Raw genomic sequence first — 19,507 nt, 5'->3', positions numbered from 1 at the left:
GCCCGCCTCGTGCCATCCGTCTGCGTTGATGCGGCGTTCGCCATGGCGTTACGACGCTTCGGCCTGGAGTTGGGCAGGAACTTGGGCAGGAACTTGGGCAGGAGCTTGAGAATGAACTTGCGCCGCAGCGCGGGCAGCGCGGCGCTGATCCAGAATATTGCTGCCGCCATCACCATAGCCGCGCTGATAGGTATGGCTGATCTGCTCGAGCGCCCGGAGCCATTGCGCGACCGGCTGGCGCCCGGCGCTGGCCTCGGGCAGTTCGACTTCGTCGAAGCCGCTGGACAGCGCATAGGCGAACTGGTCGGCGATCAGCGGGCCGCTGGCGCGCAGCGTTCCGGTGAAGCCATGCCGGCGCAGTTGCCGGGCGAGGCTGAAGCCACGGCCATCCGAATAGGCCGGAAACGAGATTGCGACGAGTGCGAGGTGAGGGAGGACCTCCTTCAACGCCTCGACGGAGATGTTGTTGGGAATCAGCACGCCGAGTGGCTGATCGGGCGCCCTTTGGTTCAGCGCATCGGGGAGAGCGTCCCAGGGAACGATCGGCGCGGAAATATTGCCGATGGCCGCACCCTCGCTGCGCGCCCAGATGTCGTCCTTGGCGCCGTTCCGATCAAGCAGCGGCATGGACGACCTCCTGGAAGGCGGCCTTGAAAGGCGAAAGCCCGATCCGCCGGACATTCGCGAGGAAGCTCTCGCCCTCATTCCGCTCGGCGAGATAGACGTTCACGATCCGCTCGATGGCATCGGGCACGTCCTCGGCGGCAAGGCCCGGCCCCAGGATCTCGCCGATCGCGGCGTTCTCCGAGGCGTCGCCGCCAAGCGTGATCTGGTAGGATTCGATGCCGCGCTTCTCGAGCCCGAGAATACCGATATGGCCGACATGGTGGTGGCCGCAGGCATTGATGCAGCCGGAGATCTTGATGTTGAGCTCGCCGATGTCGCGCTGGCGCGTGTCACTGGCGAAGCGATGCTGGATCGCCTGCGCGATCGGGATCGAGCGCGCCGTCGCCAGAGCGCAGTAGTCCAGGCCGGGGCAGGAGATGATGTCGGTGATCAGCCCGATATTGGCGCTCGCCAGCTTGGCCTCGCCGAGCCTCTGCCAGATCGTGAAGAGATCGCGCTGGCGCACATGCGGCAGCACGAGGTTCTGCGCATGGGTGACGCGAAGCTCGTCATGCGAAAACTGCTCGGCGAGATCGGCGACGATCCGCATCTGCTCCGACGTCGCGTCGCCGGGCGCCTCGCCGACGGGCTTCAGGGAGATCGTCAGAGCCGTGTAGCCGGGTGCCTTATGCGGTGTCGTGTTGACCTCGACCCAGCGCGCAAAGGCAGGATTGGCCGCCTTCATCGCGTCCAGCGTGCGGCTCACGGCCGGCAGCGCCTCATAGGTCGGCGGCGCGAAATAGGCGGCGATCCGCGCGACCTCTTCTGGATCGGCATTGATCGAGGGGCCGTCGAGCTGCGCGAATTCCTCTTCGACGCGGCGGATGAACTCCTCCGTGCCGGTCTCGTGAACGAGGATCTTGACCCGCGCCTTGTACTTGTTGTCGCGACGGCCTTCGAGATTGTAGACCCGCATGATCGCTTCGAGGAAGGCGAGCAGATCGGCCTTGGGCAGGTAGTCGCGCACGACCTTGCCGATCATCGGCGTGCGGCCGAGACCGCCGCCGACGCTGACCTCGTAGCAGACCTCATGAGTATGGGGATGACGGCGCAGACGCAGGCCGATGTCATGTGCCTTCGTGACGGCGCGGTCGGCCTCGGCTCCCGTCACCGCGATCTTGAACTTGCGCGGCAGGTAGCTGAATTCCGGGTGCAGCGACGACCATTGCCGGATCAATTCGGCGGTCGGGCGCGGATCCTCGATCTCGTCCTGCGCCACGCCGGCGAAATGATCGGCCGTGACGTTGCGGATGCAGTTTCCCGAGGTCTGGATGCAGTGCATCTCGACATCGGCGAGCAGGCCGAGGATTTCCGGGACATCGCGCAGCTTCGGCCAGTTGAACTGCAGGTTCTGGCGCGTGGTGAAATGGCCGTAGCCGCGGTCGAAGCGCTCGCCGATCAGCGCGAGCTGGCGCAGCTGCCTGCCGTTCAAGGTGCCGTAGGGCACCGCGATGCGCAGCATATAGGCGTGCAATTGCAGATAGACGCCATTCTTCAGCCGGAGCGGCTTGAACTCGTCCTCGGTCAACGAACCGTCGAGACGTCGCGAGACCTGGTCCGAGAATTGAGCGACGCGCTCGCGCACGAAGCGCTCGTCGAATTCATCATAGCGATACATCGTCAGCCTCTCCGCTCGGCCTGGATTCCGTCGCCGGCCTGTTTGCCGAGATCGGGGCGGTTGCTCGGTCCGAGCGTCTTCATGCGTTCACGGTAATGGCGCGGCACGGCAACACCGTTTTCGATGGAGACATCGACGAGATAGGCGTCGACCACATGCTGCGCCTTGAATTCCGTCACGGCGAAAGCCTCCAGCTGCTCGGCCGCCGTGTCGTCATTGGCCACCAGGGCAAGGCCCGGATCGCGCGTCCAGGCGAGCGCGCCCTGTGATTGCTCCGACGCGAAGACGACATCGCCGTCGAGCAGGTCGTTGGCGAGCAGGATGGCGGGCAGCGGAACGCGTTTGGGAGCGACAGCCATCACGCAGCCTCCGCCAGAGTGAGGGTCAGCCCGTCGAGCTCGTCCGACCAGATGATCTGGCAGGACAGGCGCGATGTCGGTTCGATCAGCGGAAGTTCGTCCAGCGCATCGACTTCTTCATCGCGCGGCTCGGGCAGACGCGCCGCCCAGTCCTTGGAGACGACGACATGGCAGGTTCCGCAATCGCAGGAACCGCCGCAGACGCCTTCGATGCCGACCTTGTAATCGCGCAGGATTTCCATGACCCGCCAGCCTTCGACGGCTTCGAGTTCATGGGCGCGACCTTGCCGGTCGATGACGTTCAGGATGGCCACGATAGCGCTCGCAACGTTCGTTCTTCCGAACGTTTCAATTAAGCCAGCGCGGCGATCGGTTCAATTCACATCAGGTAGCGTGTTTTTTCTTATTGCCGACTGAAAAGAGGAGATTTGTCTTTGACGGTCCGCCAGAGGGCTCCCGGAAGGAAAACTCATGCTGTTGCGGGAAGCGCGACGCGGGAGCTGCCCCGACGTTGTCAGCGGCTCGCGAGAATGGCTTCGACGATCTCCTGGACGTTCAGGGCCTCGCTGAGCGTCGCCAGATGGTGAGGCTCGCCCCGGGCGAGGCGCACGACGCCTTCGAGCTGCCGCTTGAGAGAAATCGGGCGAGCCTGTTCGTTGGGCATCGCGCCGGCTGCCGGCTGCCAGGTGCCGTCGGCCAGGCGGCGCTCGGCGATCGACCAGTCACAGAGCCGAATTGCGCCCTTGTCGCCTTCCAGCATCCAGATGTTGTGGTCGTCCTTCACGGTGGTGCCGACGCTGCCCTTGAGCTCCACGGGCACGTCGCCGGCGAAAAGACGGGCCTCGATCCGCCGCTCGGCCTTGTCGGTCTCGGGGAATTCGACGCTGGCCTCAAGTCCATGCAGCGGGCCGACAAGCCTGCAGCTGAGAAACAGGAAATGCGACACGACCTCGCGGGTGAAGCCACCCTGCGCCGGCTTGTCCAGCCAGGTCGCGGCGTCGGCCTGCCAGCCACGCGGCCATGTCGCAAAGGCCACTTCGATCGCGACGCGCGAGACGGTGCCGATCTCGCCTTGCGCGATCCAGTCCTTCAGGGAAGCGACTGCAAGCGAGGATGCGAAGGGGAAATTGACGGCGCCCTGGTCGCCTGCGCCGGCGACGAAGGCCCGTGCATCAGCGACGTCGACCGCTAGCGGCTTCTCGCCAAAGAAGGTCTTGCCCGCCGCCAAGGCAGCGCGGGCGTGGTCGAGATGCGATGCGGGCGGGGAGGCGATGTAGACGCAGTCGCTCGCCGCGATGATCGCGGCCGCGTCGTTCAGGCGCGGAATATCAGGGAAGGTTGCAGCCATGCGGTCCATGGCTGCCGGAGCCGGGTCCCAGATGCCGCTGACTCGCAGGCTGTCGGGCGCTTGCTCGAGGATAGCGCGCAGAAGCCGCTCTCCCATGATTCCCGCCCCGATGATTCCGATCGATATCCTGCTGTCCGGCATCACGGCAAAACCATTCATTGTCTATGGGGAGAGGAAGACGACCGCGAAGCAGTAGACCGCTAGCCTGCTGGCTTCAAGAACAGGAGCACGCGCCGCGAGCTGCAATGAATCGCGCCGCGAGCTTCAATGAACAGCGCGCCGCGAGCTGAAATGACCCGCGCCGCTATCTGCGCCTCACGCCACTTCCGCCTGGCGCCTCAAGCCGAAATCGCGGCCGGGAATGGAGGCGAGAAGCGCCTGGGTATAGGCGTGCTGCGGATTGCCGAAAACCTCTCCGATCGGGCCTGCTTCCACCATCTCGCCGCTCTTCATCACCGCGACCAGGTCGCAGACCTGAGCGGCGACGCGCAGATCATGGGTGATGAAGACGATCGACAGGCCAAGGCGCTGGCGCAGTTCGGCCAGCAGCTTCAAAACCTGCGCCTGGACGGAGACGTCGAGAGCCGAGACCGGTTCATCGGCTACCAGCACATCGGGCTCGAGCGCCAGCGCCCGGGCAAGGCCGATGCGCTGGCGCTGCCCGCCGGAGAATTCATGCGGGTAGCGGTCGGTCGCCGCCGGATCGAGCCCAACCAGCGCAAACAGCTCCTTGGCGCGTGCAAGTGCCTCGCTGCGCGCAGTGCCGTGCACGATCAGCCCCTGTGCCACCAGTTCCCCGGCCTTGCGGCGCGGATTGAGCGAGGCGAAGGGGTCCTGGAACACCATCTGGATATGACGCGTCTCCGCGCGCATTTCCTCCCGGGTCAGGCAGGCCAGATCGCGACCGTTCAGCCGGATCTCGCCACTTTCCGGGTCGATCAGACGCACGAGGCAGCGCGCCAGCGTCGACTTGCCGGAGCCGGACTCACCGACGATGCCGAGCGTGCCGCCCTTGGGCAGGACAAGCGACACATCCTTGACCGCATGGGTGACGCGCTGCCCGCGTCCCAGAAAGCCGCCGGTGCGATAGGTCTTCGAGACATGGTCGATGGTCAGGATAGGCTCGGTGCCGAGCGGGCGTGGCGGCGGCGCCTTCAGTGGCGGCACGGCTGCGATCAACTGGCGCGTATAGGCATGCTGCGGGTTTTCCAGCACGGCACTGGCGACGCCCTGCTCGACGACGCGGCCCTGGCTCATCACCGCGACCCGGTCGGCGATCTCGGCGACCACGCCGAAATCATGGGTGATGAACAGGACCGCCGTGCCCTTGCGCTTCTGCAGGTCGCGGATGAGTTCGAGAATCTGCGCCTGCGTCGTCACATCGAGCGCCGTCGTCGGCTCGTCGGCGATCAGAACCCTGGGGTCGAGCGCGAGCGCCATGGCGATCATGGCGCGCTGGCGCTGGCCGCCGGAGAGTTCGTGCGGATAGGCCTTGATCGCGAGCGCCGGATCGGGAATGCGGACCTCTTCGAGCAGAGCAAGCACGCGGGTCGCGATCTCGCGCTTCGACAGATCGGTGTGAATCTCGAACATCTCGGCGATCTGGTCGCCGATGGTGCGCAGCGGGTTCAGCGCCGTCATCGGCTCCTGGAAGATCATCGCGATGCCGGCGCCGCGCACCTTGCGCATCTCGGCTTCGCTGACCCCGGCGAGGTCGCGCCCCTCGAACAGGATGCGCCCGCCATCGATCGCGACGCCGCCCGGCAGCAGCCGCATGATCGCATTGGCGGTCATCGACTTGCCGGAACCGGATTCGCCGACGACGCAGAGAATCTCATTGGCGGCGACCGAGAGCGTCACATCGCTCATGGCGTGCGAGCGGTCGGCGCCTTCAGGCAGCTTTACGCTGACGGTGTCGAGGACGAGGATCGGTGTCATCGGCCCTTCAGCCTTGGGTTGAGGGCATCGTTGAGCCCCTGGCCGACCAGCGAGACGGCAAGCACTGTGATCAGGATGGCGACGCCGGGAATAGCCGAAACATACCATTGCACGCGCAACACGTCGCGGCCGGCGCCGATAAGATTGCCCCAGGAGGCGACGTTCGGGTCCGAGAGCTTCAGGAAGGCGAGCGCGCTTTCGAGCAGGATCGCGACTGCCATCACGACGCTCGCATAGACGATGACCGGGGGCAGGGCGTTGGGCAGGATCTCGCCGAAGATCAGCTTCGCATCCTTGAGGCCGAGCGTGCGTCCCGCCTGGACGAACTCACGGCTGCGCAGCGACAGGAACTCGGCGCGCGTCAGCCGCGCCGAGGCCGGCCAGGAGACGATGCCTATGGCGACGGTGACCGTGGTGATGGTCGAGCCGAAGACCGCGACCAGCACCAGCAGCAGGATGAAGTTCGGCAGCGTCTGGAACGCTTCGGTGACACGCATCAGCGCGGTGTCGACCCAGCCGCCATAATAGCCCGCGAAGGCGCCGATGGTGATGCCGATCATGATCGAGATCACCGTCGCGACCACGCCGATCAGCAGCGAGATGCGGGCGCCGTGAAAGATCTGTGCGGCGATGTCGCGGCCGGAATTATCGGTGCCGAGCAGGAAGCGCGGATTGGTGAACGGCCAAAGCAGCGGCCGCCCCGCCAGCGCCAGCGGATCGCGCGGGTAGAACCAGTCGGCCGTTGCCGCCATCGCCAGTACGAGCAGCAGCAGCAACAGGCCGATAATGGCCGAGGGACTGCGGAAATAGAGTTTCAGGAGGGACATGGCTCTAGACCCCGTTGCCTGCGCGAAGGCCGTCATTCCGGGGCAGGCCGCAGGCCTGAGCCCGGAACCCAGAATCGATGCGCCTTTTCGCAGAAGCTCGTCTGTCCGTCACCCTTTCCTGAATCCGTAGCGGTTCTGGGGTCCGGGCTCTTCGCTGCGCGAAGCCCCGGAATGACGGCGTGTTTCCCTTGAACGCCATGGCTCAGCGTCCCGCCGTGATGCGCGGGTCGAGCCGGGCATAGAGCAGATCGACGATGAAGTTCACCGCGATCACCAGCAACGCCGAGACGAAGACGATCCCCAGCAATGTGTTGAGATCGCGCTGGATGACCGATTCATAGGCGAGGCGCCCTAGGCCCGGCAGCGAGAACACGCTCTCAACGACGACGGAACCGCCGAGCATTGTGCCGGCCTGCAGGCCGATCAGCGTCACCATCGGCAGCAAGGCGTTGCGCAGGACATGGCGCACCACGACCCGCGTCTCGTCCATGCCCTTGGCGCGGGCGGTGCGGACGAAATCGAGGTTCAGCACCTCCAGCATCGAGCCGCGCATGATGCGCAGGTAGATGGCCATGTAGAACAGGCCCAGCGTCAGCGTCGGCAGCACGAGGTGCCGGATGATATCGAGCGTGCGGGCCAGGCCGGTGAGCCCGACCGTGATGTCCTCGAAACCGCCCGCCGGCAACCATTGCAGATAGATCGCAAAGACGATGATCGCCATCAGACCGAACCAGAAGGTCGGCATCGCGTAGAAGACGAGGCCGAGCGTCGAGATCAGCGTGTCCTGCCATTTATTGACGCCGCGCGCCGCGACGACGCCCAGGATCAACCCGAAGAAGAAGGCAAGCGACAGAGCGGCCGTCATCAGCAGCAGCGTCGCCGGCAGCCGCTCGGCGATGACGGTCGCCACCGGCTTGCCGTAGATCGCCGAGAATCCAAGATCGAGCCTGACCAGCCGCCAGAGATAGTTGGCGAGCTGGGCGCCAAGCGACAGGTCCAGGCCATAGAATTCGCGCAGCTGCCTTGCGGTGGTGGCATCGCCGCCGCCCATCTGCGCCATCATCGCATCGACAGTGTCGCCCGGCGCGAATTGCAGCAGGAGGAACACCCCGATCAGGATCAGGAACAGGGTCGGGATCGAAGCGGCCAGACGTCGCCCCGCGAGAGCTAGAACGCGCATGGCCTAAGCCCTCCCCCCGCTTGCGGTGGGGAGGGTTGGGTGGGGGGCAGTTCCGCTTGATGCAACGACGACGGACGGCGCTCCGGCTTTCCGGCCCCCCATCCCGACCTTCCCCACCGCAAGCGGGGGGAAGGAGAAGAAAAGCAAACGCATCACTCGGCCAACCACAAATCATGCCACGAGCTGGAGCCCCAGCGCGGCGTATTGGAGTGGTTGCGCGCCTTGGCGGTGATCGCCGTCAGGAAGATCTGCTCGATCGGCGTCCAGATCGGAATCTCCGTATTGGCGCGCCGCACGAAATCGCCATAGAGCGCCTTGCGCTTGCCAGTATCCACCTCGGTCGCAGCATCGTCGATGATCTTGTCGATCGTCGGGTCGGTCCAGTCCCACTGATTGGTCCAGGGCGCGCCCTTGGGCTGGCCCGAGCGGTACCACACCGTCGTCGAAACGGCAGGGTCGTTGCGATACTGGTGCCAGCCGGTGGCGAGATCGAAATCCCAGTCGTTATAGACCTGCTTCAGGAAGCCGCCGCCATCGGTGCGCACGATCTCGACCTTGATGCCGACATTGGCCAGCGACTGCTGGATGAAGGTGGCAAAAAGCGTGATGTCCTCGCCCCAGGGCGCCGGCAGCAGCCGCAGCGAGAAGCGCGTGCCGCCCGCGCCGGCCTTGAAACCGGCCTCGTCGAGCAGCTTGGCGGCGAGAGCCTTGTCGAACGGATATTGCGGGCCGTTATCGGCGGGGTAGAAGTCGGTCGAGACCGAGGGCACGGGGCCGGTGCCGCGCTTGGCGAAGTCGCCGAGGAAGTTCTCGATGAAGAAGGGGATGTCCAGCGCATGCGCGATGGCGCGGCGCACGCGGATGTCGGCAAGCTCCTTGCGGCGGAAATTGAACTCCACCGTGTTGGTGCGGGCGTTGCCCTCATTGCCCTTGGTGGAAACGATGAAGCGCGGATCCTTGGCGAGGCGGGCCGAATCCGAGATCGTCAGGCCGGAGAACGGGCTGTAATGGATCTGCCCCGCTTCCATCTGGGCGGCGGCAGCGGAACGGTCGGTGACGACGCGCCAGACGATGCGATCGAGATAGGGCGCGTTCGGACGCCAGTAGTTCGGGTTGCGGTCGGCGATGACGTGCTGACCGCGCTCGTAAGCGACGAACTTGAACGGGCCGGTGCCGACAGGCGCGAGATTGACCGGGTTCTGGCGGATGTCGCCCTTGCCCTCATAGAGATGGCGCGGCGAGATGTAGCCCAGATCGGGCAGCGCCCGCAGCAGCAGCTGCAGCGGCATCGGCCGCTCATAGCGGAACACGGCGGTCAGCGGGTCGGGCGTGTCGACTGCCGTCAGGAAGAGCTGCAGCGTCGTGCCGTAGTTCAGGATCTTCTTCCACATCTCCATGGCGGTGAACTGCACGTCCGCCGAGGTGAAGGGCTTGCCGTCATGCCAGGTGACGCCGGGCCGCAGCTTGAAGGTGATGGTCTTGCCATCGGGCGTGGCTTCCCAGCTCTCGGCGAGCACGCCGACGGGGTCGCCCTTGGCGTCGAGGTCGACCAGCTGCTCCTGGATCTTGCCCCCGATGATGTAGACACCGGTCGAGGCCTGCAGGCTCGGGTTCAGCTGGCGCTGCTCGGCGCCGTAATGGACCGTGAAGACGCCGCCCTTGCGCGGCGTCGTCTGGGCGAAGGAGCGCATGGGAAACATGACGCTGGAGGCGATGGCGGCGCTGGTCAGCAGCGCGGCGCGGCGGGTCATGTCCATGGAAATCTCCTGGGTCGGGCGTTCGATATTGGCAACGATGCCGGACGTCTTGGCGGCCCGTCAAATGACGGACCGCCAACGGCGGGAAACGGTCCGGTTTACTGGGATACGAAGCTGACGATGACACCGCTGCCGGCGTTGGCCGGTGCGCTGACGGCTTTGTCATGGGTGACGGCGAGGGCGCCCAGCGCCTTGGCGGCGCGGTCGAGATCGGAGGTCGCCAGCACGATGGCGGTCGCGCCGCCATCGGCCGCGCCAGCCCGCACCGCTTCCGGATAGCGCTTGGCGAAGCTCGCCGCGTCATAGAACAGGAAATCCGCGCGCTTGCCGCCGGACGGCACCTTCCAGGCGTCGCCGACGGCCGTCGCAGGCTCGTCGATCAGCCGGCTCAGATGTTCGGCTGCGGCCTTGGGGTCGGCGGCCAGCACCTCGACCCTGTCGATGCGGGTCGCGCCATTGGCATGGCTCTGAAGCTCCGGGATCCAGACTGTCTCGCGCGTCAGATGCTGGCAGGCGAAGATGCGCAGGCCACCGGGGTTCTGATCGAGTGGCCAGCGGAAAACATTGAACCGTGCCTCGCCGGTGCTGCCATTGGGCAGATCGACGGGACGGCCGAAATGGACCGGCCCGAGCGCCTCCAGGCCACGGCTCTTCAACTCGGCCGCACCAGCGGCGGCGTCATCGGTGGTGAAGGCCGCGCGCTCCAGACCTTCGCGCTTGGCGAGATAATCGCGGGTCGGCTTGTTCTGTTCGGTTTCGGTCAGAATACCCAGCAATTCCAGGTAATCCTCTCCGAACATGATCGTGTAGTTGCCAGTGCCCAGGATCGGCGAATGCGTTCCGCGCGGCGAGACGGTGAAGCCCAACCGCTCCCAGTGCCGGGCGGAGGCATCGAGATCGCGCACCGTGACGACGACGTGATCGAGGCCGAGAATATGCTTGAGCGACATGGCGCCCCCCTTTTAGCCAGAACCCAATTGGGCCTGAGTTCATCCGAACGGGCAGCTCCGCGCAACCGATCCGCCATGGCGATTCCGGCAAGCCCTGCTGCGCTGCACACATAGCGTCTCGCAGGTAAAACTTTCAACGGCCGGGCCGAAATGACAGAAAAAGAGTGAATCCTTATCGAGCGATGACCGAGAAAGAGAACATAATTCCCCGTTGCACAATCCGACGAAAACAAGCCTGCTTGCGATTAGCTTCGTCGGGCGGCAAGGATATCCATGTCGCTGCCGCAAGGCGCGCAGCAGGCGTGGGCCGGCATGATACTGCCCGGTCGATCAGCGCAACGAGAGACCGATCCGATGACAGCCTCCCCCTCTTTCGTCTGGCCGCCTTCGCTTTGGGCGGCAACCGCCCAGCCCGGTCCGGTCCTTGCCACGCTCGAGGGCGACATCTCGGCAGACGTGGTGGTGATCGGAGCGGGCTTCACCGGCCTGTCGACCGCGATCCATCTGCGCGAGATGGGGCATGAGGTGGCGGTGCTGGAGGCGGCGGAGCCGGGCTGGGGCGCTTCGGGCCGCAACAACGGGCAGGTGATTCCAACGCTTGCCGGGCATGACCCGTCGGCGATGGTGAAGCGTCATGGCGAGGCCGGTGAACGCTTCAACGCCGTGCTGCGCGACAGCGCCCAATATCTCTTCGATCTCGTCCGGAAATACGACATTCCCGCCGAAGCCGAGCAGGCCGGCTGGGTTCAGCCGGTCCATTCGCCCGGCCGCTTCAAGCTTGCTGAGAAGCGGGTGAAGGAATGGTCGGCGATTGGCGCGCCGGTCGAACTGCTCGATCGGGCGGCGACAACCGCCATGCTCGGTTCCGAGGCCTGGTTCGGCGGCTTCTGGAACCGTACGGGCGGACATATCAATCCGCTCGCTCTGGCGCGTGGCCTCGCGGAGGTCGCGCTCAAGCTCGGCGCCACCATCCATGCGCGCTCGCCGGCGACCGCGATGGCGCATCAGAACGGGCGCTGGGTCGTCAACACGGCAAAGGGCTCGGTGACGGCCCGTGCGCTGGTGCTGGCGACCAATGCCTATACCGATGAATTCGAGTCCGGACTGGCCCCCGAAGTGGCGGGCGAGGTCATTCCGGTGCTGTCCTGGCAGATGGCGACGACGCCGATCAGCGACAATATCGCCAAGACAATCATTCCCGGCAGGCAGGCGATGTCGGACACGCATCGCGAGCTCTATTTCGCGCGCTGGGATGCGCGCGACCGGCTGGTGACGGGCGGTGCGGCCGTGTTCCCCGGATCGGGCGGGGCCAATCTGCGCCCTCCGATCGCCGAGCGGCTGAAGCGGCTCTGGCCGCAGCTCGGGGAGGTCACGTTCGACTATGTCTGGTCAGGCTATATCGGCATGACGCCCGACGATCTGCTGAAGCCGCAGGTGCCGGGCTATCCCCGCATCCACCGGCTCGGCCCCGAGGGCTATGGCTGGACCGGTTGCAACGGCCGGGCGGTGGCGCTCTCGATCTCGCTTGGCCGCGAGCTCGCCAAGGCGACGCAAGGGACTGCCATCGAGACGCTGGGCCTGCCGCTCTCCGAGCCGAAGGCGCAGCCCTTCCGCAGCATCGTCCGCAAGATCGCCCCGTTCGCGCTGCCGCTCTATCGCAGGCTCGACGCCGCCGAGATCTGAGCAAAGCGCAGCCGTCGCAGGCTCGTGCTTGTTGCCGTCGAAACAGCGGCGGCGGCATCGCGGCGCGCGGATGTCAGGCATAGCCAATATCTATTTGTCAGCGCTGCGCGCTCCCGTGAATGTCCAAGCGGATCGTTGATCGAGCCCGCTCGTGCCCAGGCAGTGCGGGGCCAAGCATCAAGACAAGAGATCGCCATGCCCCTGCCTGCAAATGCCCGCGTCGATATCGAACGCTTCTGGGCCACGATCGAGCGCTCGGCCGAAATCGGCCCCGGCCGGCCGGGCGGCCTCTCGCGGCTTGCCGTGTCCGATTCCGACAAGGAGATCCGCGACGAGTTCGTCGGCTGGTGTCGCCAGGCGGGCCTGAGCATCCGCGTCGACGGCATCGGCAATATCTTTGCCCGGCGGGCCGGAACGGATGACAGCCTGCCGCCCGTGGTGATGGGCAGCCATCTCGATACGCAGATCAATGGCGGGCGCTTCGACGGCATCGCGGGCGTGTTGGCCGGGCTGGAAGTTTGCCGCACGCTCGATGCGCTGGGCCATCGTACCCGGCGGCCGCTGGAAGTCGTCAACTGGACCAATGAGGAGGGCGCGCGCTTCTCGCCACCCATGGTCGGCTCCGGTTGCTTTACCGGCGCCTACACGCTTGATTGGGCACAAGGCCGGCGCGACGATGACGGCAAGTCGATCGGCGAGGAACTGGCGCGCATCGGCTATCTCGGCGAGATGGAGGCGAGCCCGCATGAGTTCGACGCTTATTTCGAGTTCCACATCGAGCAGGGCCCGATCCTCGATCGGGACGGCATGCAGGTCGGTGTCGTCACCGGCGGTTTCCCGTCCACCGGCATGCTGGTCGAGTTCCGCGGTGAAACCGCCCATACCGGCCCCTGGCCGATGGAGCGGCGCAAGAATGCGTTGCTGGCAGGCGCGCGCTTCCTTGTGGCGGTGGATGATCTCGGCTGGGATCATGCCGGCAGCGGCGGCAAGGCCACGGCTGCGCGCCTCGTCGCCTGGCCCAACAAGCCGGGCATCCTCTCCGACTGGGCGCAGGCCGTCGGCGATGTCCGCCATCCCGACCCTGAAACTTCCGAGGTGATGGCCGAGCGCATGCGCCGCGCAGTGGGGGAGGCGGCAGCGCGCACCGATTGCACCGCCGAGGTGCTCGATGTCTGGAAATGGGGTGGACGCATCTTCGCGCAGGAGCTGATCGATCAGGTCCGCATGACCTCGCTCGCGCTGGGCTATCGGACCCAGGACATCCTGAGCCAGGCCGGGCACGACGCCTATTTCGTCGCCCGCCACGCGCCGACGACGATGATCTTCGCACCCTGCAAGGGCGGCATCACCCACAATAATGCCGAACTCTGCACGCGCGAGGACCTGGAGCCCGGCCTCAACGTGCTCCTGCAGACGGTGCTGGCCCGCGCTGACCGTTAAAAGCGCGTCCCCAGCCCTCATCCTGAGCATCCTTCGAGACGCCGCTTCGCGGCTCCTCAGGATGAGGGCTCGAATTCTCAAACGGTCTCCAAGCCACGGTCAAAAGCGTCGCGCGCTATAGCGGCAGATGCGGAATCTCGGCCGGGAACCCGCTCTGAAGGGCAGGGGGTTGCTGATCTTCTGCCTCCAGCTGCGCTTCCAACAAGCCCTGGAAGGCGATTTCGGCGGCGCTCATGTCCATGGCCGGGCTGCTGATCAGATAGAGATCGGCGCCGAGATCGTCGCTCGCGGAGGACAGGTTCCACAAAACGCCGGAATCGACGGCGTCCTGCACCGAGGCCAACGGCAGTATGCCGATGCCCATGCCCGCCGCGATCATCCGCGCGACCTCCTCGAGATTGGGGCTCGCGCCGACGGTGCGGCTGCCCAGCCCAGCGCCTTCGCGCAGCGAAACCATCGGCTCCAGCGCCCCGTCCTGGCCGCAGGCCAGTGCGATGAACGGCTCGTCGGTCAGATCTTGCAGGGGCACGTCCCGGCGACCGTGAAGCGCATGGTCGCGCCCGCAGAGGATGCCGAACTCCTCGCGCAGCAGACGCCGGCAGTTCAGGCCGGCAAGCGGGTTGGGCAGCAGGCAGATGCCGAAGGGGCTGAGCTTCTGCGACACGGCGCGGACAATGTCCTGGCTGGTCGCCACATCGATGCGCACGGTCACAGATGGGTGCTTGCGGTTGAGCAGCGTCAGTGCACGATCCAGCGCCGGCAGCACGACATGGGTGACGACCTGGAGCCGTACAAGCCCGGTCAGCTCATCATGCTCTTCCGACAGCTTGTCGCCGATCCGGGCGACGCTGCGATAGATATCAACGCATTCCTTGTAGAGTAGCTCGCCGCGTTTGGTCAGGACGAAGCGCCTGCTGTCGCGCTGAACGAGCTGGCCACCGAGCGTTTCCTCGAGCCGCTGCAGGGCCGCACTGACCGAAGGCTGGCGCACGAGCAGCCTGTCGGCCGCGCGCGTGATGCTGCGTTCCTCGACGATCACCAGGAACGTGTGAAGCAGGTTCCAGTTCAGGTGATGCAGTTTTGGGCGCTTTGCATTCACGAACGGTCTCCTGAGCGTCCCGTCTGTATCGCCGCCGGGAGCCGCGCCTGCGGCTGTCCCGCCACGAAACGGGATCGCAACGCAGCTTGCGCCTCGCGTCAAGTTCGCTCCGGTCTTGACGGCCGGCGGCGGAAACGAGGCTGGGTCTGCGCTTCCAATGCATGGCTCGTGCCGCTCGCGCAAGCGCGAGACGTCCGGCGTCGCCAGCGCGGGGTCAGGAGGTTGTGGCATCGAGCGCGTCGCGCACGCCGTCGCCGAGCAGGTTGACCGCCAGGATCAGCAGGCAAAGTGCGGAACCGGGCAGGGCGATCAGCCAGGGGTCGAACAGGATCTGCTCGCGGCCTTCCGCGATCATCAGGCCCCAGGATGGGGTCGGCGGTCGTGCGCCGAGTCCCAGGAACGACAGGGCCGCTTCGAGGAGGATGACATTGGCGACCTCCAGCGTCGCCACGACGATCAGCGTGTTGCGCAGGTTGGGCAGGATGCCGCGCAGCATGACATGCAGGCTGGAGGCACCGAACGAGACAGTGGCCTGGACGAATTCGCGGTTGCGCAGCCCCTGCGTCGCCGAGCGGACGACGACCGCGAAGCGGTCCCAGAGCAGCAGGCTCAGCACGATCGCCAGCGTCTGCAGCGAAGCTCCGCCGAGCGCGACCGCGGCCAATGCGACCAGAACGATCGGCAAGGAGAGGCGCGTGGTGATGATGAAGCTGATCAGCATGTCGGTCTTGCCGCCGAAATAGCCGGCGAGCAGCCCCAGCATCGTGCCGATCAAACCGGCGCAGAGCGTCACGCCGAGCCCGATTCCCAGAGAGACCCGCGCGCCATAGATCAGCCGCGAGAGATAGTCGCGGCCGAGATGGTCGGTTCCCAACCAATGCGACGGATCGGTGCCCATCTGCCAGAACGGCGGCAGCAGGCGGCGCGTCAGATCCTGCGCGATCGGATCATGCGGCGCGAGCAGCGGCGCGAACAAGGCGATGAAGGCGATCAGCACCAAAAGGCCGCCGCCGATGCGGATGCCCGCGCTGCGGCCGACCCTGCGCCAGAGCTTGCGGCGCTGCAGGATGTGGGTGTCGAGTTCGAGCGTCGTCATCAGGCGCTCCTCAGGCGTGGGTCGAGCCAGGCGTTGATGAGGTCGGCGACCGTCGTCAGCGTCACATAGATCAGGGAGAGGATCAGGATGATCGCCTGGACGACCGGCAGGTCGCTGCGTAGCAGCGATTCCCAGGCGAGCCGCCCGAGCCCGTTGATGGCAAAGACGCTCTCGATCACAATCGAGCCCGACAGCATCATGCCGAACTGCACGGCGGCCAGCGAGACCAGCGGCAGCACCGCGTTGCGCAAGGCGTGGACCAGCAGAATGCGCAGCCGGGCGAGCCCTTTGGCGCGTGCGGTGCGGATATAGTCGGCCCCGAGCACATCGATCATGCCGGCACGCGTCAGGCGCATCAGCGCCGGCATGGCGTAGTAGCTCAGCACGATCACCGGCAGGATGTAACCCTGCCAGGTCTCGGTGCCGGAGATCGGGACGAGCCCGTACCAGACGCCGAAGACGACGATCAGGATCAGCCCCAGCCAGAAGCTCGGGATCGCCTGTCCGAGGACGGCGAGCAGAAGGGCCGCGCGGTCCAGCGCGCCGCCGGGCTTCAGCGAGGCGACGATGCCGAGCGGCACCGAGACGATCATGGCGAGCAAGAAGGCGGCGCTGCCGAGCAGCAGCGTCACGGGCAGCCGCTCGCCGACGATCGAAGCCACCGGCAGGTTGAAATAGAGGCTCGTGCCGAAATCGCCGCGCAACGCCTTGCCGAGCCAGCTGAAGAACTGGATCACGATCGGCCGGTCGAGCCCATAGGCCTGCCGGATCAACTCGACATCCTGCGCCCGGCCGGCCTGGCCGGCGAGCACGACGGCGGGGTCGCCGGAGACAAACATCAACCCGAAAGCGACCGCCGACACCGCGAGTGCGACGAGAACGGCGACGATCAGGCGTCGCGCTAGAAAGGGCAGCATGGCGTTCTCTGTCCAGAGGCTGTTGCGGGGCTCAGGATCTGCTCCGAACGCGCCGTCATTCCGGACAAGGCGCGAAGCGGCGCCGATCCGGAATCCATCGAAGGGCGCCGCGCTTTACGAAGGATTCCGGGTCTCGCTGCGGTCGCCCGTAGTGACGGCTCGGTGCGGGTGCCTACTTCCAGCTCGACAACCACCAGCGGGCGAACTCGTCGGGATGCGGCTTGAAGACGAGCGACGAGGACAGCCCATAGTTGATGTTGAAGTCGTACATCGGCAGCCAATAGGCCTGATCGGCGATCTTCTTTAGCGCCTTGGCATAGTTCTCCTGCCGCAGCGTCCGGTCCTGGGCAGTGTCGGCGACGGTGACGAGGTCGATGACCTCCTTGTCCTGCACCAGGTCGTCGGCGCCGCCGCCGAAGAAGTTGGAGATGATGAAGGCGACGTCGCCTGTGCCGTAGCTGCCCCAGTTTGTGAAGAAGGCCGGCAGTTCGCCCGCGCGCCACTTCTGCACGCCGGCCGCATATTGCTGCTCGTTCAGCGTCACGCGGATGCCGACCTTGGCAAGGTCGGAGGCGACAGCCTCCGCCACCGGGCGCGGCATCGCGGCGAAGACCATCTCGATGTCGACGCCGTTGGCGAAGCCGGCCTCGGTGAGAAGCGCCTTCGCCTTCGCCGGATCATAGGCATAGGTCGCGACATCCTGCGCGCAGCCGAACTGCTTGGGATTGCAGGCCGCATTCAGCACCTGCGAGGCGCCGCCGGCGAAAGCCTTGACGATGGCTTCGCGGTTGACGGCGTGGTTGATGGCGCGGCGCACCAGCAGGTTCTTGGTCGGATAGTCCTTGCCCTTGGCGTTCACAGCGAGCCCGACATAGGCGATGCGCATGATCGGACCGTTGACGATCTGGATGCGGCTGGCGAGGCGGGCGGCCTGGTCGGGCGGAATGCGCCAGCTCCAGTCGAGCTTGCCGGCCAGAAGCTCGGCGAACTGGGTGTTGAGCTCCGGGATCGTGCGCACGACGATCTTGCCGATGGCGGGCTTGCCCTTGGGGCTGCCGGCGTAGTGACCATCGAAGCGCTCGAAGGCGTAGCGGATGCCCGGGGTCATCTCGGTCAGCTTGTAGGGGCCGGTGCCGACAGGCTTGGCCGCCATGCCGGCCGAGCCGACCTCCTTGAAATAGGCAGCCGGATAGATCGGCAGCGCATCGGCCAGCATCTCGACAGCGCCCGCGAAGGGCTTTGCCATCTTGATGCGGACCTGGAAGTCCGAGACCTTCTCGACCTTCTCGATCCAGTCGACCGCAATGCGGAAACGTGTGCCGTAATTCGGGTCGAGCACGGTGTTGAGGGTGTAGACCACGTCGTCGGCGGTGAATTTCGCGCCATTGTGGAAGACCACGCCCTCGCGGAGATCGAACTCCATCGTCGTGGGATCGACGAAGCGCCAGGCCTTGGCCAGCGCCGGCTTGATCTCGCCGCTGTCGAGATCCTTGTAGAGCAGACCATCATAGATATGGCGTGCGAGGATCAGCCCCTCGCGGCCGGCGATCTTGTAGGTGTCGAGCGCCTCGGGCTCCAGCGCGAAGGCAGCGTTCAACGTGTCGTCCGCCTTGCCGGCCTGCGCCGGCGGGGCGGACAGCCCCAGAGAGGCAAAGGCGATGGCGCCCGCGAGGGCGGCGATCCTGAATCGTATCATGGCTGTAATCCCCTGTTGTTTTTGTGTCGTCTGCTTCTTGCGTCGTCTGCCGTCCCGGCGCCGCCTCTGGCCGGGTGAATTCAGCTCTCTGCCGTGCCGGTCGCCCGGGCTTGTTCGATCAGGGCCCGCGAGCCGTTGATCTCGTCGATCCGCTCGCCCGCCGCGAGCCGCGCGATGATCCCCGGCTCGGTCGCCTGCATCGCAAGTGCCTTTTCAGCGAGCTCCAGGGCTTCGCTGGGACCGAGTACGCAGACCCCGCTCTCATCGGCCAGGATCAGGTCGCCGGAGCGCACGCGCACGCCGCCGCAGGTCACATCGGCATGGATCGAGCCGCCGCGTCCGAGCAGTTTCGTCGTCAGCGGCGAGCGCCCGCGGCACCAGACGGGGAGGCCGGCAGCGCGGATCGCCGCGACATCCGTGACGAAGCCGTCGATGATGACGCCGGCAACGCCTGCCGCAAGCGCAGCCGCGGTCATCACGGCGCCCCAGCAGGCATGGCGCTCGTCGCCTTGCCGATCGATGACGACGACATCGCCCGGCCGTGCCAGCGTCATCGCATGGCCGAGGATCACCCCGTCATCGGGCGGCACGCTGACCGTCAGGGCCGGGCCGCAGATGCGTCCGTCGTCGTTCAGCCGCTGGATCGATGGCGCCATGAAACCCCCGGTCAGGATATGGCCGAGGGTGGCCGTCTCGACATCCAGCAAAAGAGCGACAGGGCCGTCATTCTCTGAAGCGGCCCGCTGTCTGATATCGAACATTGACCTGACCCGACCGCGAGGATTGTACGGATCGCGACGATAATCGGATCGGTGTAGCCGGCCTAATAGACTGTTCCTATGTCACGAATAGCTGTCGGAAACGCCGCGGCGGGGAGGGGGCGCGGCCATATTGGTGGCGCCAGAGCAGGTTTCGATCGGTCTGAACCGTCAT

General features: G+C 65.8%; 17 protein-coding genes. 2 read left to right on the top strand and 15 right to left on the bottom strand.

Annotated features, from left to right (window positions below; all coding sequences use genetic code 11):
- Positions 1 to 48: 48 nt before the first annotated feature.
- The 10 genes from C4S73_RS06280 to C4S73_RS06235 all read right to left on the bottom strand — a co-directional run bounded on the left by C4S73_RS06280 (position 49) and on the right by C4S73_RS06235 (position 10,643).
- The gene (locus C4S73_RS06280) at positions 49 to 627 is read right to left on the bottom strand and encodes a DUF934 domain-containing protein (RefSeq protein ID WP_103871611.1); all 579 of its coding nucleotides are present in this window, start codon (positions 625 to 627) and stop codon (positions 49 to 51) included.
- Entirely contained in the window at positions 614 to 2,284 is a 1,671-nt protein-coding gene (locus C4S73_RS06275) for a nitrite/sulfite reductase (protein WP_103871610.1), read from the bottom strand. Before C4S73_RS06275 ends, C4S73_RS06280 begins: the two co-directional genes overlap by 14 nt.
- Before the next feature lie 2 nt (positions 2,285 to 2,286).
- A complete protein-coding gene (locus tag C4S73_RS06270; RefSeq protein WP_103871609.1) occupies positions 2,287 to 2,643 on the bottom strand; it encodes a DUF2849 domain-containing protein in 357 nt (118 codons plus the stop codon).
- Positions 2,643 to 2,957 carry a 2Fe-2S iron-sulfur cluster-binding protein gene (locus C4S73_RS06265; protein WP_103871608.1) on the bottom strand — a complete coding sequence of 105 codons (315 nt, stop codon included), beginning with the start codon at positions 2,955 to 2,957 and terminating at the stop codon, positions 2,643 to 2,645. Before C4S73_RS06265 ends, C4S73_RS06270 begins: the two co-directional genes overlap by 1 nt.
- A 200-nt stretch (positions 2,958 to 3,157) precedes the next feature.
- Positions 3,158 to 4,132: a Gfo/Idh/MocA family protein gene (locus C4S73_RS06260; protein WP_103871859.1), complete on the bottom strand. Its 975-nt coding sequence runs from the start codon at positions 4,130 to 4,132 to the stop codon at positions 3,158 to 3,160.
- A 174-nt stretch (positions 4,133 to 4,306) separates the two neighbouring features.
- Positions 4,307 to 5,929: an ABC transporter ATP-binding protein gene (locus C4S73_RS06255; protein WP_103871607.1), complete on the bottom strand. Its 1,623-nt coding sequence runs from the start codon at positions 5,927 to 5,929 to the stop codon at positions 4,307 to 4,309.
- The gene (locus C4S73_RS06250) at positions 5,926 to 6,756 is read right to left on the bottom strand and encodes an ABC transporter permease (protein WP_103871606.1); all 831 of its coding nucleotides are present in this window, start codon (positions 6,754 to 6,756) and stop codon (positions 5,926 to 5,928) included. The genes C4S73_RS06255 and C4S73_RS06250 overlap by 4 nt, the downstream gene beginning before the upstream one ends.
- Positions 6,757 to 6,958: 202 nt before the next feature.
- The gene (locus tag C4S73_RS06245) at positions 6,959 to 7,936 is read right to left on the bottom strand and encodes an ABC transporter permease (RefSeq protein ID WP_103871605.1); all 978 of its coding nucleotides are present in this window, start codon (positions 7,934 to 7,936) and stop codon (positions 6,959 to 6,961) included.
- Between the two features lie 152 nt (positions 7,937 to 8,088).
- A complete protein-coding gene (locus C4S73_RS06240) occupies positions 8,089 to 9,693 on the bottom strand; it encodes an ABC transporter substrate-binding protein (protein WP_103871604.1) in 1,605 nt (534 codons plus the stop codon).
- Between the two features lie 98 nt (positions 9,694 to 9,791).
- Positions 9,792 to 10,643 (bottom strand): VOC family protein, encoded by an 852-nt coding sequence (locus C4S73_RS06235; RefSeq protein ID WP_103871603.1) that lies wholly within the window; start codon positions 10,641 to 10,643, stop codon positions 9,792 to 9,794.
- Between the two features lie 354 nt (positions 10,644 to 10,997).
- On the opposite strand from C4S73_RS06235, the gene C4S73_RS06230 reads away from it, so the two are divergent.
- Complete coding sequence (locus tag C4S73_RS06230; RefSeq protein WP_103871858.1) at positions 10,998 to 12,326, top strand: NAD(P)/FAD-dependent oxidoreductase; 1,329 nt, start codon at positions 10,998 to 11,000, stop codon at positions 12,324 to 12,326.
- Between the two features lie 195 nt (positions 12,327 to 12,521).
- The gene (locus C4S73_RS06225) at positions 12,522 to 13,766 is read left to right on the top strand and encodes a Zn-dependent hydrolase (RefSeq protein ID WP_103871602.1); all 1,245 of its coding nucleotides are present in this window, start codon (positions 12,522 to 12,524) and stop codon (positions 13,764 to 13,766) included.
- A 115-nt stretch (positions 13,767 to 13,881) separates the two neighbouring features.
- Here the strand turns inward: C4S73_RS06225 and C4S73_RS06220 are convergent, their stop codons facing one another.
- The 5 genes from C4S73_RS06220 to C4S73_RS06200 all read right to left on the bottom strand — a co-directional run bounded on the left by C4S73_RS06220 (position 13,882) and on the right by C4S73_RS06200 (position 19,335).
- On the bottom strand, positions 13,882 to 14,865 hold the full coding sequence (locus C4S73_RS06220) for a LysR family transcriptional regulator (protein WP_103871601.1): 984 nt from the start codon (positions 14,863 to 14,865) through the stop codon (positions 13,882 to 13,884).
- 214 nt (positions 14,866 to 15,079) lie between these two features.
- The gene (locus C4S73_RS06215; protein ID WP_103871600.1) at positions 15,080 to 15,961 is read right to left on the bottom strand and encodes an ABC transporter permease; all 882 of its coding nucleotides are present in this window, start codon (positions 15,959 to 15,961) and stop codon (positions 15,080 to 15,082) included.
- Positions 15,961 to 16,878: an ABC transporter permease gene (locus C4S73_RS06210; RefSeq protein ID WP_103871599.1), complete on the bottom strand. Its 918-nt coding sequence runs from the start codon at positions 16,876 to 16,878 to the stop codon at positions 15,961 to 15,963. The genes C4S73_RS06215 and C4S73_RS06210 overlap by 1 nt, the downstream gene beginning before the upstream one ends.
- 172 nt (positions 16,879 to 17,050) lie before the next feature.
- Positions 17,051 to 18,574, bottom strand: a complete 1,524-nt coding sequence (locus C4S73_RS06205; protein WP_103871598.1) for an ABC transporter substrate-binding protein — start codon at positions 18,572 to 18,574, stop codon at positions 17,051 to 17,053.
- Positions 18,575 to 18,654: 80 nt separating this feature from the next.
- Complete coding sequence (locus C4S73_RS06200) at positions 18,655 to 19,335, bottom strand: RraA family protein (protein ID WP_103871597.1); 681 nt, start codon at positions 19,333 to 19,335, stop codon at positions 18,655 to 18,657.
- Positions 19,336 to 19,507 lie beyond the last annotated feature (172 nt).

The organism is Allobosea lathyri, assembly GCF_900108245.1.
GTDB classification, from domain to species: Bacteria; Pseudomonadota; Alphaproteobacteria; order Rhizobiales; family Beijerinckiaceae; genus Allobosea; species Allobosea lathyri.
The sequence above is the reverse complement of the archived record's forward strand: the minus strand, read 5'-3'. Positions and strand labels throughout refer to the sequence as shown.